Here is a 14,453-nt window from a genome sequence, read left to right on the forward strand (position 1 = left end):
GCAGCGGTGTATAGATGCGGAAGATTCTTTTCGCTCTATACTCTTTTATGTCCAAAACTGTACTGGCTAAGTGGCACAGCTAGGGAGGCTAGTAATGCTCTACCCATTATTCATCACGATCAGTTCAGCTGTTTTAACAATTACTGCTGCTATATCGGCTACCAAAGCTAAACCTCAGCATCCGTTGGTGGGTGAAAAGTCCGCTAAAGCGTCTGCGTGGTTTGGCGGAGCCAGTCTGCTTTATCTAGGGGCAGTGATTTTAATCTTGTTGGAGATGAAGTGGTTGGCTGTAACGGCAGGGTTAATTGGACTTATCGCAGCAGCAACCGGGTTTGCTCTCTCTAGCTTTAGAAAATAGCTATGTACGTCCCTTCTGCCAGTACTGAGGCTGGGGGTAAAACTCGTGGCCCTTTGTAGTACTTTTTGTGCCACGAATGTGCCATTTTCTTTCCTTCTCGGTGCTTTCGTAGCCTTTAAAAGAAGGGTATAGACGTTACGGTAGTGGTTGTTTTAAGAGGCGGTTACTAGCCCGTCTTTTTTGGCTGTTTGTCCCTGTGTTTTCGTGCAATAATCGTGCAATTCCTATGCCAATCTAGGCTAAAACCGCAGGTCGTTGACAACCGGGCTATGTTGTCGGATTACGGTTGTCCTGTATAGTTGTCTTTGCCCTAGGATGTGCATTTATACAGAAAATACCCTGCTCTGAAAGTGTGAAAACACCTTCTGAACAGGGCTTTGGTCGGACTGACAGGATTTGAACCTGCGACCCCTTGACCCCCAGTCAAGTGCGCTACCAAGCTGCGCCACAGTCCGATGTTGTTTTGGCAACTGCTATAGGTTACATCATTGTGATTGTAGAATGCGAATTCGCAGGTAATGGCAGGAAATTAGGTGACTATTCCGTCGACGTAGGTCCAGAGGCCGTCGACACGGGTGAAGCGGGAGCGCTCGTGGTGCTTTCCTCGTGATCCTTCACATTCATAAAAGGCGGTAAATTCTACGATTCCTTCAGTGTCCAGTAAACCGCCCCGTATAGAGTCGTGAATGATGAGCCGTGTCCATGTAATGTCGGGATCAAGCTCTAGATCAGCAGGTCGAGTTGAGGGGTGCCACGTTGCGACGAGGTACTGTGGATTCTCTAGTGCAAAAGCGGTAAACCGCGACCTCATAAGGGTGGCCGCGGTGGGAGCAGCCTTGGAGAAGTTAAGGAAAGGCTGGCAGCATTCGCTCAAAGGTAACGATGTCATGCATGGACAGGCTATGGTCTGGTGGGACATGGGGATTGCCTGCACTAGCGGGTGAGATCGTCGATAGCGATATTTTCGCTGAGCAATGCTTCAATCTCGTTATTTTTAACTGCGGCGAGCAATATGTTCCGCTCTTCCTGTGATAATTCTCCCACGAGGTCGATCTCCCGGCGAAGCTGGACGCTGCCGTCAGCGGTAAGCGTTTTTTCCACGGTAACGTTGACGTTTTTCAAGGCGGAGATGCGCTTTTCTTTAGCCGCAATCCTTATCGCTTGCGATGATGCTGATGCTAGTGCAGAGACGATGAGAGCTATAGGCGAGTAGCCGAGATTCTTTCCGCCCTGTGCCTTTTCCCTGTCGGTGGTGAAGCTGTGTGTGCCGGTTTGCACGTGGTCTGTGAATTTACCGGTAGGAATCGAATGGGCGATAGCTGTGGTCTCGGAGATTGCGTTGGGATCTTCGACTGCATTCTCAACGACAAGGTGCTGTTGGGCCCATGTGTGGATAATGTGTGCAGCGTGTTGTGCGGCCCCTTGTTTTGTGACCAGGTGATCCACTTTGTGGAGCGCAACAAGGGACTTTGGGTAACGGGTCGTGCGGAAGATGAGCTGCGCATTATCCACTCCGACTGTTGTGTCAGTGGGGGAGTGCAGGATTAGCAAAGGCTTGCGCAGTCGGGGGAGGTAAGCCTCGGGGTTGGTTTCTGCAAGATCTTCGAGGAAGTCTCGTGAGATGGTGATGTCACGTCCGCCGAGCAACAGTGTGACCGCCCCTGTCTCGTCGACTTCGCTAATCCTGTCGGCAAAGTGCAGAACTGCGTGGGCAGGGTCAAAAGGTGCGCCAATGGTTGCGACCGCTTTGATGCTTGGCATCTCGGTTGCTGCTTTTAAGGAGGCGGCTCCTCCGAGTGAGTGCCCTATGAGCAACTGTGGGGCGTTGTAATTATCTGTTAACCACTGTGCTGCAGCGCGGATGTCTTCCACATTTTCGCTGAAACAGGTGTCTGCAAAATTTCCTTCCGATTGACCAAGTCCGGGGAAATCAAAACGAAGGCAAGCGATACCAAGATCCGCCAAAGTTTTAGATACTCGTGCGGCCGCTGGGGTAAACCGGGAACCGGTAAAGCAGTGTGCAAAAAGCGCGAAGGCTGTAGGTGGTGCGTCTGGGAAATCGATGGTCCCAGCCATCTGGTATCCCTTGCTGGAAGGTACCTTCACACTTACAGAATGCATTCCATACTCCTTGCCGGATATGACTTATAGTGGCATCCCTTTGGAGCTTTCTGGCCTTGGCGGGGACATAAAGGCCACAATTTGATAAAGGCATGAGAAAGCATCCCCGAGGGCAAGGGATGATGTATATCAGCTTATCGGGAAACGTTCTGAAAGGTGGTGACGGTTTGTGTATCTGTCTCCTAATTCAAAATGACATGCCTTGTGCTGCGTAGGTCACGTAGGAGGCACTTTATGGTTAATGCTCACCTTGTGGGAGATGAATGGGGCGAGGGTACTTCAATGGCTTTAATTGCTATGAGTATATACTAAGTTTTATTAAATTTTCTATTGGTTTTGTTTTATTTGTATCTCCGCAAGTCATGGAATTGACAATCGGTGAGGGTATTTGACGGGCCTTTTACGCTCTGACCGTGCTGTGATGGGGTAGAACTAAACAAGGACATACTGCTGTAAAGGCATTGCAAAAAGCATTGTGTATGCAAGGAGAAGGGAACATCTACCGTGGCGGGCTTTGACTGGTTTTGGAAAGCAATGGGTGGAAAAGCTAGCCGAAGCCAAGCTAAGAGCCGAGGGGTTGTTGAACGGGCGCGGTCGGAAATAGTTGCGCTTGAGTCTTTGGACGATGAACAGCTGCGAGAAATCGCCGTAAGACTCGTTGACTCGGGGAAAATAAAGGACCAAGCTACGTTCTTGGCTGTGCTGAGCTTGGCTTCTTCTCGGACCCTGGGCCTTACCCCTTTCCCTGTTCAACTGCAGGCTGTTCTCCGCCTGTTGGATGGCGACGTGATCCAGATGGCGACCGGTGAAGGAAAAACACTGGTCGGTGCGATGGCTGCTACCGGTTATGCGCTCATGGGCAAGTCAGTTCATGTAATCACTGTTAATGATTATCTTGCGGAGCGGGACGCCCAGTGGATGGCCCCGTTGGTTAGTTTTTTTGGTGTGACTGTGTCCTCGATTACGGAATCGAAGACCGCTGAGGAGCGTCGTCAAGCTTATGCCTGCGATATTGTCTACGGTCCTGTCAATGAGATCGGTTTTGACGTGCTACGGGACCAGCTCATTACACACCGTAAAGATGCGGTTCAGCATGGGGCGGACGTGGCTATTGTTGATGAGGCCGATTCCGTTTTGGTCGACGAGGCCCTCGTTCCGCTCGTTTTGGCCGGGAATGAGCCCGGAGCTGCGCCTGGGGGGAGGGTAACCGAGATCGTACGCCGTCTTAAGGAAGGCGAGCACTACACGCTTGACGACGATCGTCGCAACGCTTTCCTCACTGAAGACGGCGCGGCTCTTGTCGAACAAGCACTGGGAATTAATAGCCTTTACGACGATCAACATGTGGGCACGACGCTGGTACAAGTGAATCTTGCGCTGCACGCTAAAGCACTGCTGATCAGAGATGTTCACTACATCGTCCGGGATGGAAAAGTTGCTTTGATCGACGCTTCCAAGGGGCGCATAGCGGAATTGCAGCGTTGGCCAGACGGCGTTCAGGCGGCGGTAGAGGCAAAAGAAGGATTGGCAGTCACCGAAGGGGGGCGGATTCTTGACACAATGACTTTGCAGGCGCTGATGGGACGGTATCCGCTGGTTTGCGGCATGACAGGCACAGCGGTTGCTGCGACAGATCAGCTGCGGCAATTCTATGACCTCAGAGTGTCTGTGATAGAGCCGAATGTGCCGTCGCAGCGCTTTGACGAAGCTGATCGTGTGTACGCCACGATTGAAGAAAAATTTAATGCCCTTGTTCGAGAAATCGCTGCGATTCATGCGACGGGGCAGCCGGTGCTGGTAGGAACTCAAGACGTCTCAGAATCTGAGAGACTGGCAAAGGCGCTGCGAGACCTCGACATTGAGGTAAGCGTTCTCAACGCTAAAAACGATGCTGAAGAGGCCCGTATTATCGCAGAGGCTGGTGACGTTGGGCGGGTTACCGTTTCAACACAAATGGCTGGGCGAGGCACCGACATCAAACTCGGCGGGGCGCAAGAGGCAGACCGTGCCGAAGTTGCCAATACGGGTGGTTTGGCTGTGATCGGAACAGGCCGGCATAGAACCTCGCGCCTTGATGACCAACTGCGGGGGCGCGCGGGCAGACAAGGTGATCCGGGGCTTTCCCTATTTTTTGTTTCCCTGGAAGATGACGTGGTCGCAGTCGGCGGGGCTGGGGAAGAGGTGAAAGCTCGCCCTGAGTCCGATGGGCGGATTGATTCCAAACGCATCAACGATTTTATTGCGCATTGCCAGAGAGTGACTGAAGGTCAACTATTAGAGATTCACTCTCAGACGTGGAAATACAACAAGCTGCTTGCGGATCAACGCGTGATCATTGACGAGCGGCGAAACGACCTGCTGGACACAAATAAAGCATGGGAAGAGCTTGCCCAGGCAAACCCTGAGCGAGCTGAATCATTAGTGCAGGAAGAAATTAGTTCTGATGTTTTGCATCAAGCCGCCAGAGACATCATGCTGTATCACCTTGATCGATGCTGGAGCGATCATCTGGCAATAATGGATGACGTAAGGGAATCAATTCACCTGCGGGCAATTGCGAGAGAAACTCCCATCGACGAATATCACAGAATCGCTGTGCGGGAATTCAAACAATTAGCTCAAAGGGCTGTTGATGAGGCCGTGAAAACATTTGCAGACGTGTCTATTGATGCGGACGGTGCACATTTGGAAGAACATGGTCTGGCCCGTCCCTCGGCTACGTGGACCTATATGGTCAGCGATAATCCTTTATCCGGTAACGGAAATTCTGTGCTTCGGGGAATCGGTAGTATTTTCCGGTAGATTGGTAGACTTTGGTGGAATTGTTCCACTGCTTAAGAATCTCTAAGAGACTATTGGTGTTATCTCTTTGTTACCACTAGTACTTCTTCATCAGTAGTTCTCTAGGGCTATGATGTAAACCATTGACTGAAAGTTCGAATTTCATTCGAAGCTCGTTTGACTCGGAGGTTGAATAATGAGTGACAACAGCGCTGCTCCTGACGTGCAAGTAGAGACCACGTCGGTTTTCCGTGCAGATCTGCTCAAGGAAATGGAGTCCGGTGCGAACGCGACGCCGGCCACCGGTAGCGATGTCACCCCGCCTTCCGGTTCGGGAATGCTTGTTGTTAAGCGCGGCCCTAATGCCGGCGCTCGCTTCCTCTTGGATCGCGAAACTATAACGGCAGGACGCCACCCGGAGAGTGACATCTTCCTTGATGATGTCACTGTGTCGCGTCGACACGCTGAATTCCGTTTGCAGGACGGCTCCTTTGAAGTTGTTGACGTGGGAAGCCTCAACGGGACTTACGTCAATCGCGAGCCTAGAAATTCGGAAGTTTTGTCTTCTGGAGATGAAGTCCAGATTGGCAAGTTCCGACTCGTCTTCATTGAGGGCTCCAAGAGTTAAATACTCCGCAACTGTTCTTGCTTGATGCTTGTGAGCATTTATGCTCCTAAAGTAATCTGTTTAAAGAATATTGCTTTCCGTTAGTACACCCACCACACCGAGAAACGAAGCATAGATGAGTGCACTTCCTCAGAGCTCTGGTTCCCAACCTGTCGTTCCAGGGCAACAGCGCCCCCGAACTGGTAACAAGACCATGTCTATTGGAGTGGTCCTGGAGAAACTGACAGCAGAGTTTCCCGATGTGACCGTTTCTAAGATCCGGTTTTTGGAAGCAGAAGGACTAATTGCGCCAAAACGGACGGCTTCGGGATACCGGCGCTTTACTCATGATGACGTAGAGCGTCTTCGGTATATCTTGGTTACCCAGCGGGATAACTATCTCCCCCTAAAAGTGATTCGCGAGCAGCTGGAAGCTATGGATTCTGGCGCCGTGACACCGATAGGCCGTGGCGGAGACGCAAAGCCACTTATTAGCCCAGAGAATTTCCGGGCTCCAGTGGCAACTCGGCTGAGCGATAAAGACGTTGTTGACCGTAGTGGTGTGGAACTATCTCTGTTGCAAGAATTGAGCTCGGCGGGAATTATCCGACCTGATAGCTCCGGCTTTTTTACCGCCGATGATGTGCAAGTAGTGGCGATAGCTTCTCAGCTCAAAGACTTTGGATTTGATGTGAGGCACCTCAAATCTTTGAAAAATACTGCGAGCCGTCAAGCAGACTTTATTACGCGTGCAGCTACTCCCACAGCTCGTTCTAAAAGCGATGGTGCAAAGCAGCGTGCAGAGGAGATGTCGCAGCAAATGAGCGCGCTTGTCGTTTCTCTCAATGCGACACTCGTAAAGACGATGGTTCGCAACGAGCTTGGTCAGTAGCGACGGTCTTTAACACGATGTCTTTTTGCGAGATGGAGTATCACTCCGTTCATGTTTTATCGCCGGATAATGATCCGTGCATTATCCTGCGCTGGTCTGAGCGTAACCGAATTCTTCCTATATGGATTGAAGAAACTGAAGCCTTTGCCATTGCTGCGAGAGATGAAGATGAACAATTCGGTTCTCGTCGTCCGTTGACCCACGATCTGCTGATTCACGCACTATCGAGGATTGGTAGCCCAGTCGTAGAACTGAGGATTGTAAGTTATCACGAAGGCGTATTCCTTTGTTCCCTCGTATTATCTGATGGGGAAGAGATTGATTGCCGTCCTTCCGATGGAATCACAGTTGCTCGTATGTTAGGAGTTCCTGTGATGGCGGAGGAATCCATGCTTAATCAGGTAAGCGTTTTTCTTAATGAATCAGATCTTGAAGCATATTTAGGCATCACAGTAGAAAGTGACGAGGAAGATCCCTCTCTTTCTGCATCAGGGAACCCGGAAGCAGACGCTGATTTCTTGCAGCTCATGGCGGATCTTGGAATGGCGGAAGATGAGCTTTTTGGTGAGTCGCCACCCAATACCCTGGAAGGCTATACTGATGATTTCCCTGACAGTGATAAGGGGAGATAAACCTCAACTTCAACTTGAGGTTTAACTTTTGGGCGTGTCGCGAGTTTTCTTCTTGACGTTGTTCTACCCTTGGCTAAGAATAGAAAGCAAGGCTCAACGCGAAAGCCAGAAATCGCAGGGAGAATGATCGTGACTGAAGAGACCGCAAGGAATAGTACCCCGGTACAGGAAGCCCTTTTTGATATGGGGCCAGACGAGGAAGTCGGTTACCGGGTTCCTATCGCTTGCCAGGTTGCCGGTATCACATACCGCCAGCTCGATTATTGGGCACGCACCAAGCTCGTAGAGCCTACCATCCGTACAGCACGGGGCTCCGGCTCACAGCGTCTTTATTCGTTTAAAGATATTCTGGTTCTAAAAATTGTAAAGCGACTGCTAGATACTGGTATTTCCCTGCAGAATATTCGCCTTGCCGTAGATAAGCTCCGTAATCGTGGCGTCGATGACCTAGCGGAGATCACTTTGGTTTCAGATGGCACTACGGTGTACGAGTGTCGCTCTAACGAGGAAGTTATTGATCTTCTAGGAGGAGGACAGGGCGTCTTTGGTATTGCAGTTCCCGGTATCGTTCGCGAACTAACCGGAACGATTTCGGCTTTCCCGTCGGAAAAAATAAATAGCTTTATGGATGACAACGTAGTGGGCGTTGATGAGCTTGCTGCTCGTCGCAGGAGGAAGACTTCCTAAGCGCAAGGAGATGATAAGTGATGCCTCCAACGGATCTGGCCCGTTGGAGGCATCACTTTATCTAGCATCTAGGAAGGGAATTCTGATAATGTGCCCCGGACTAAAGTGCCCGGGGAGGGTTTTTTATATCTGAGAAGCTTTATCGATCGCCGCTTTGAGCTGTAGCGGGTCCTCTACAGTTTGTGCAGATCCGCCACTTGCCTGCGCAGCTTGTGCGAGCTCCTGATCTACTGGAGCGGCGCCGACATGCACCACGTTGATGTGGAGCTGACTGTTTTTAGGAATGTCGGCAAGTGAAACAGAAGAATCTTCGGTGCCGCTGGTGACAATGACGAGGTTGACAGCGTGACCTTCTCGGATATGGGCATCAGCAACCGATAACGCAGCCACAGTTGCCTCACGCGTAAGCGGGTGCCCACCTATGCCAAACTCCTGAATGACTTGGGAAATTGTTTCTGCTGATTTGGCAGTGCCAAAACCGATATTGTCACGCCAACCATGCGTTGCGCCGTGGCTGAGCGGTGAGGAGTAGTTCCAGAGCGCCAGGTTTTTCCCTAGATTCTCCAGCTTCATTGATGCCTGAATAATCGCCTGCGCAGAATGAGACTGCCAAGAACCACCATCCGAGGTAGGTTTGCCCATGTTCACCGAGGTATCCAACAAAAACAGAGTGTCGGTGGGTTGTACAAGAGACGCGGATTCTGGTTTATCGCCACCTTCTGCAGCCTGTGTCTGTAGCGTAGCAAGCACTTCTGCTGCAGTTATAGATTCCAGAGAAGCCTTGTCTGATGGTTTTGTTTCTGCAGCATTGCTGGCTATTGCAGTACCAAAATCTGCGCCTGCCCGGATAGTGTCTTCCTGTACTTTATCCGTTGCATTTAAAGCGACAGAGCGTAATGGCTTAGTCAGACCATCTGCGGGAACAAAAGAGTAACCAGAAGGAAGATGAGATTCCGCGATTGCAATCGTCTCTGATTGCTGTTGTGTGGCTTCTTCTATAGTCAGATGCAGCGAAGCGCTCAGCGCGGTTTTTGTGGCTTCAACATCGTTTGCATGAAGTTTTGCAGCAACAAGAGCGCTTGCCACTGCATCCGAGCTCACCGGATAAGTAACGTTGGTCGCCGCATCAAATGAATCGAGTCCAGTTTTACTCGCTACTCCTACCTTGTCCGTGGCAACTGTGGGCCATTCAAGAGTCGCTGGAGAGCGCGAAGCTTTTTTCAATTCTTGGTTTATTGTGTTATCGGATTCACTACTGAGGTAGACACCGGCTGTCGTGATGTCGTCGCTAAGCTTTGCGACGACACAGTGATCGCGGACAGTACGGCCGGCTTCGTTGTAGGCGTCGATAACCTTTTGAGCAGCACCTTTGTCGCTGGAAGCAACCGGAAGGACTAGTTCGCCCTGGATGCAATCTTTTGCTGCGGAAGTGGAAGAATCCTTGGTGTTCAACCACCATAGAACACCAGAGACAAGGACGATGATCACAACGACAAGACCAATGAGGCCCTTGGACACCGAGTAATTGTTTTTGCCATCGGAGTGCTTTGCCACGGATTCCTCCACCTTTCGAGGTTGCTATCACAGCGCGCTATTCAGTCAGTGTAGCGTTCCGAGTCTCTCTAATGACGGCGACAAGCCGGTTCCTTAACGGAACTGCCCGTTGTGATAACGCACGTTGCCGCGCTACATATTCGGCTTTTCCTTCAGGCGTTTCGATGGGAACTACTCCTAGCCCATACTCTCTGCAGTCATATGGTGAGGCTTCCATGTCTAAAATTCGAGCATCCCAAGCAAGCTCAAATGTATCGAGCCATAGTTCTCCGGATACAAGTGGTCCCAGCTTTGTGGCCCACTTGTATAAATCCATGGCCGCATGAACGCAAGCTCGTTGGTCAAAATTCGGTTGATCCTCACGCGACAAAATAGTGAAGTTAAGCGGTCTAGCCGGCGGTGTGAAAAAGCGGAAAGCGTCGAAGTGAGTGCATTTGACGGCGCTATTTTCCACCACTTTGTTGGTTTCGTTAGAGCCCAGACGTAGCGGAAGATCGTGGCGAGGCTGATCAGTTTGGTAGACCATCGCCCATTCGTGTAGTCCGAAACAATCGAAATGTACTGGATTGTCGTTGGTTGAGACCAATAAATTCTCTATATACGACATGGCTCGACCGCGACGAGACCAAAAAGAACGAACATCTACCGATGTCGAGCGATGCGTTGTCGCGTAGTTTTTCCATTGCGCATGCGGGGGTATGCAGTCTTTCTCATGAATAAGATGTACACCAAAACCCGGATGCCAGCGCTCCAAGTGCGCTATGCGCACGGGATAGTATTCAAAAAGAAAATCAAATACAGGATGTTTAGCGCCAGTTTTCCTCCGTATGAGGTGCTCGGCAGTATAGCTACGCGCACGTTCACGGTGCGCGATACTCCGTGCTTTCCATTCTTCGGGGGCTAGTTGCATGTGAGGCTGTGCCATCATCATCCCTGTTCATGGGTCCAATCTGAGAAAGTACCTACATATTCCTCGATAAGGTCTTCTAGCGTAATCACGCCCAGTAACGCCCCTCGGTCGCGGACCTGCGCCATGTGGGCTGATTTTTTATGCATCAGCTGAAGAGCTTCGTCCATCGTGCCGGTGGCAGCAACGATGGTCAGAGGCCTAATTTCTGAGCGATGGATGATGTGATCGGGTGTATCAGTATCAAAACGGTCCAAAATGTCTTTGACATGGACATAACCAATATACGAACCATCTTTACCCATCACAGGGAAACGAGAAAAACCGGTCTCTGCAACGGCTTGTTCAAGATCGCTTAGCTTGGGGCCACGGGTACCAAAATCGAGGGTTCTTACGCGCGATAATGGGATAAGAGCTTCTTTTATGGAACGGTCTTCCACTCTGAGCGCTTTGTTGAGTCGGGCATGCTCCTCAGCATCTAGGAAACCTTCTGAGCGTGATTCAGAGATCATCGTGGCCAGTTGATTCGGATCGACGGTGGAATCAAGCTCATCTTTTTGTTCAATGCCAAAAGCCTTCAACGTGATTCGTGCAAACCAGTTCATCAAAGCTAAGAACGGTCGAGTGATTTGGCAAAAGACAATGAGCGTGGGAATAAGCCACAAGGCAAGTGTTTCTGGCCCCGCTAACGAGATATTTTTGGGGACCATCTCGCCGAACAAAATATGCAGGAAGGTGATGATGCCTAAGGCGATGACAAATGAGGTGGGGTGTAAAAGATGCGCAGGTAGTCCTAAGGAAGCAAAAGGTTCTTCGATAAAACGCGCGATGGCCGGTTCAGCTACTTTACCGAGGATCAAGGAACAAATTGTGATACCAAACTGGCACGCAGCCAGCATGATAGAGAGGTGCTCGGTGGCATATAGTACCCGTTTTGCCCCAGGCCTTCCTTGCGAAATGAGATTTTCAATGCGGTCTTTTCTTGAAGAAATCAAAGCAAATTCAGCGGCGACAAAGTAAGCGTTGGCCAACAAGAGAACAACTATCAACACGATAGCGGTGAGAAGATTCATTAGTTCTCCTCCTCTTGCGCGCTAGTAAAACGAGCGGCTTCCTCGTCTGTGACAGGGGAGAGAATCACTCTATCTACTCGTCTATCTTCCATAACAGTTACTTTGGCTATCCATCGCCCGTTGTAGCCAGACTCAAACTCGGCAAGGAACGGATTATCACTTTCAGGTGCAAGAATCTCATCATTAACTTTTGGTATGCGTCCCAGAACGCACATGACTAAGCCTCCGAGAGTTTCATAGGGACCTTCCGGTGCAAAATAGCCGACCTTTTCAGCTAGTTCATCGAGTCTAACCAGTCCGGATACTTCCCAACTAGAACCAAAGCGCTGGAAATCTCGTTCAGATTCTTCATCGTCATGTTCGTCGTAGACTTCTCCCAGAATCTCTTCAACCACATCTTCGATCGTGATGAGCCCCGCAGTGCCGCCGTATTCATCGGCAACCAAAATGATTTGGGAGCCGGCTGATCTGACGGCATTAAGAACAGAGTCGCCGTCAAGGCTTGCTGGAATTATGGGAACGGGTCGAGCCAATGAACCTAAAAGAACGGAGTGACGCTGATCTTTGGGAACGGAAAAAGCATCTTTAAAATGAACGACGCCGATCGTGTCATCAAGATCACCTCGGATAACGGGGAAACGAGAATGCCCGGTTTCAATGGCAAGATTGATCAAATCAATAACAGTAGAGTCTTCGCTGAGCGTCTCTACCGTTGACCGAGGGGTCATGAGTTCTTCGGCGGTGGTCTCACCAAACTTCAGAGACCTGTCTAGGACCAGGGCCGTATTTTCATCTATGTCGCCTGTTTCCGCGGAACTACGAACTAATGCCGTCAACTCTTGAGTTGATCTGGCTGTGGCCAGCTCATCGGCTGGCTCAATGCCTAGCTTACGCACTGTCCAGTTTGCTGACTTGTTTAATGCGTTGATGAAGCCTTTAAAGACGGTATTGAATGCATTGACAGGACCAACGACATGTCGTGCTGTACCGAGCGGATTAGTGATCGCAATGTTTTTGGGGACTAACTCACCGAAAACCATAGACAGCAGAGTTGCGATGACAAGTGCTAAGACTAGAGCGACCGCAGTGCTCGCAGTATGCGGTAGCCCGAAGAACGCCAAAAGAGGCGTGAGAAACTTAGCCAGGACAGGCTCTGCCAAATAGCCTGTGGCTAGTGTCGTGATTGTGATGCCAAGCTGTGCACCAGAAAGAACGAAAGAGAGATTTTGATAGTCCCGCTGAACCGCCAGTGACTTCTTATCTCCGCGTTCACGTACGTCGTTCTCGATTGTCGAGCGTTCGAGGCCAGTGAGCGCAAACTCAACCGCAACGAATAAGCCGGTGCTTGCTGTTAGAAGCACAAAACCAAAAAGTGAAAGGATACTTATCAATATGTCCATTGTTAGATGCGGGGATTAGCTCCGCCCACCGCGTTGTCCATCTTTCTTATTCTTTCCTCTAAAACTTGTTGTACCACCACGAGTTTTAGAGGACGTACGTTGTTGTTGGGGCCGCCTACGACGTGCCGCATTGTTTCTTGTTGATTGTGACCCTTTTTGCCGCTGTTGTGGCTGTGCCGCACCGAACGGGGGTAAAGGCGCTCCCGTAATTTTTTGCGCTCCAGTGATACGCACTAGTTCCGGGGAGTTAGCTGAAACTTCCAGAAACTCTGCGTCCACACCAGCTTTCTGTAGGAGCGTGTCTACTTCCTGTATCTGTTCTTCCATGACAAGGGTGACCACTGTTCCGGAAGAACCTGCTCTTGCCGTGCGCCCTGCGCGGTGTAGATAGGCTTTGTGCTCTGCTGGAGGATCGACATGGACAACGAGGTCGACGTCTCCGATGTCTATTCCACGGGCTGCTATGTCTGTAGCCACCAAAACCGGTACAGAGCCATCGGAAAAACCCGCTATGGCATTTGTGCGTGTGTTTTGGCCTTTATCGCCGTGAATACCGACGGCGTTAATACCGATGCGTCGTAGCTTTTTCACTTGGCGATCCACACCGTGTTTGGTCCGCATAAACATAATTGTTTTTCCGCTACGCCCTGCAATACTCAGAACGACGTCATTACGGGCATCTCGGTCACCCACGTGCAAACGGTAATGCGTCATCGTGTCCACGGCAGCGGCTACTTCCGCAGTGGAATGTGTTACAGGATCATGCATGAAGCGCTCAACAAGCTTATTGACGTCGCCGTCTAGGGTCGCGGAAAAGAGTAAACGCTGAGCATTGCTGGGCGTGAGATTGAGGAGTTTAAGGACTTGCGGAAGAAAACCCATATCTGCCATCTGATCAGCCTCGTCGAGAGTGGTGATCAGGACTTTATCAAGGAAGAGCTTCTTATTGTTCACAAGATCCTGTGCGCGTCCTGGTGTTGCCACCAAAATATCAACAGGAGCCGCGAGCGCAGTGATATGGCGATTAATGTTGACGCCGCCAACAACATCAAGGAGCCTGAGCCCCAAGGCTGCAGCGGGTTCGTCGAGACGCTCACGTACTTGGGCTGCCAATTCTCTTGTAGGGACGAGAATCAGACCACGGGGATGACCCGGAACCGAGGCTCCTGTTTTAGCTAGGGCCGCGATCATGGGAAGACCGAAGGTGAAGGTTTTCCCCGAACCAGTGGGGCCACGCCCAAGAACATCTCGCCCTTTTAGAGCGTCTGGGATTGCAGCCTCTTGGATAGGAAACGGTGTGGTTATTCCTTGGCGATTGAGCACATGGACGATGGACACCGGCAATCCGAGGTCGGAGAATGAAGTCATTGTATTGAGTGTAGCCTGCGGCGAGGATTTAACTGATTTTGCAGCAAACGCACCTGCTGCTTGCCGCCTACTG

At 50.6% G+C, this 14,453-nt stretch carries 13 protein-coding genes and 1 tRNA gene; 6 read left to right on the top strand and 8 right to left on the bottom strand.

Features of this window, described 5'->3' with window-relative positions:
• Positions 1–94 precede the first annotated feature (94 nt).
• Positions 95–358, top strand: a complete 264-nt coding sequence (locus tag CKV68_RS00770) for a hypothetical protein (RefSeq protein ID WP_013911423.1) — start codon at positions 95–97, stop codon at positions 356–358.
• A gap of 378 nt (positions 359–736) precedes the next feature.
• Here the strand turns inward: CKV68_RS00770 and CKV68_RS00775 are convergent.
• The 3 genes from CKV68_RS00775 to CKV68_RS00785 form a co-directional block, all read right to left on the bottom strand.
• Positions 737–813, bottom strand: a tRNA-Pro gene (locus CKV68_RS00775).
• Positions 814–887: 74 nt separating this feature from the next.
• Positions 888–1,277: a YchJ family protein gene (locus CKV68_RS00780; protein ID WP_071575948.1), complete on the bottom strand. Its 390-nt coding sequence runs from the start codon at positions 1,275–1,277 to the stop codon at positions 888–890.
• Between the two features lie 14 nt (positions 1,278–1,291).
• Positions 1,292–2,479 (bottom strand): bifunctional alpha/beta hydrolase/OsmC family protein, encoded by a 1,188-nt coding sequence (locus tag CKV68_RS00785; RefSeq protein ID WP_095075410.1) that lies wholly within the window; start codon positions 2,477–2,479, stop codon positions 1,292–1,294.
• A 504-nt stretch (positions 2,480–2,983) separates the two neighbouring features.
• Between CKV68_RS00785 and secA2 the strand changes: the two genes are divergently transcribed.
• From secA2 to CKV68_RS00810, 5 genes are all read left to right on the top strand, one after another.
• Positions 2,984–5,281 carry an accessory Sec system translocase SecA2 gene (secA2, locus tag CKV68_RS00790; protein WP_095075411.1) on the top strand — a complete coding sequence of 766 codons (2,298 nt, stop codon included), beginning with the start codon at positions 2,984–2,986 and terminating at the stop codon, positions 5,279–5,281.
• Positions 5,282–5,456: 175 nt separating this feature from the next.
• Positions 5,457–5,888: an oxoglutarate dehydrogenase inhibitor Odhl gene (gene odhI, locus CKV68_RS00795; protein WP_013911427.1), complete on the top strand. Its 432-nt coding sequence runs from the start codon at positions 5,457–5,459 to the stop codon at positions 5,886–5,888.
• A gap of 115 nt (positions 5,889–6,003) precedes the next feature.
• The gene (gene ftsR / locus CKV68_RS00800) at positions 6,004–6,759 is read left to right on the top strand and encodes a transcriptional regulator FtsR (RefSeq protein WP_013911428.1); all 756 of its coding nucleotides are present in this window, start codon (positions 6,004–6,006) and stop codon (positions 6,757–6,759) included.
• Positions 6,760–6,776: 17 nt separating this feature from the next.
• Positions 6,777–7,391, top strand: a complete 615-nt coding sequence (locus tag CKV68_RS00805) for a bifunctional nuclease family protein (protein ID WP_013911429.1) — start codon at positions 6,777–6,779, stop codon at positions 7,389–7,391.
• A gap of 123 nt (positions 7,392–7,514) precedes the next feature.
• Positions 7,515–8,078: a MerR family transcriptional regulator gene (locus tag CKV68_RS00810; protein ID WP_032802971.1), complete on the top strand. Its 564-nt coding sequence runs from the start codon at positions 7,515–7,517 to the stop codon at positions 8,076–8,078.
• 123 nt (positions 8,079–8,201) lie between these two features.
• Here the strand turns inward: CKV68_RS00810 and CKV68_RS00815 are convergent, their stop codons facing one another.
• From CKV68_RS00815 to CKV68_RS00835, 5 genes are read right to left on the bottom strand one after another with little or no spacing between them, the layout of a single operon-like run.
• Positions 8,202–9,632, bottom strand: coding sequence for a vWA domain-containing protein (locus CKV68_RS00815; protein WP_095075412.1), 1,431 nt, complete (start codon positions 9,630–9,632; stop codon positions 8,202–8,204).
• Between the two features lie 37 nt (positions 9,633–9,669).
• A complete protein-coding gene (locus CKV68_RS00820) occupies positions 9,670–10,557 on the bottom strand; it encodes a hypothetical protein (protein ID WP_095075413.1) in 888 nt (295 codons plus the stop codon).
• 2 nt (positions 10,558–10,559) lie between these two features.
• Positions 10,560–11,612, bottom strand: coding sequence for a hemolysin family protein (locus CKV68_RS00825; protein WP_013911433.1), 1,053 nt, complete (start codon positions 11,610–11,612; stop codon positions 10,560–10,562).
• A complete protein-coding gene (locus tag CKV68_RS00830; RefSeq protein WP_013911434.1) occupies positions 11,612–13,012 on the bottom strand; it encodes a hemolysin family protein in 1,401 nt (466 codons plus the stop codon). The genes CKV68_RS00825 and CKV68_RS00830 overlap by 1 nt, the downstream gene beginning before the upstream one ends.
• Before the next feature lie 15 nt (positions 13,013–13,027).
• Positions 13,028–14,380: a DEAD/DEAH box helicase gene (locus tag CKV68_RS00835; protein WP_095075414.1), complete on the bottom strand. Its 1,353-nt coding sequence runs from the start codon at positions 14,378–14,380 to the stop codon at positions 13,028–13,030.
• Positions 14,381–14,453: the final 73 nt, after the last annotated feature.

The sequence above is a fragment of the Corynebacterium ulcerans genome (assembly GCF_900187135.1).
Taxonomy (GTDB): Bacteria; Actinomycetota; Actinomycetes; order Mycobacteriales; family Mycobacteriaceae; genus Corynebacterium; species Corynebacterium ulcerans.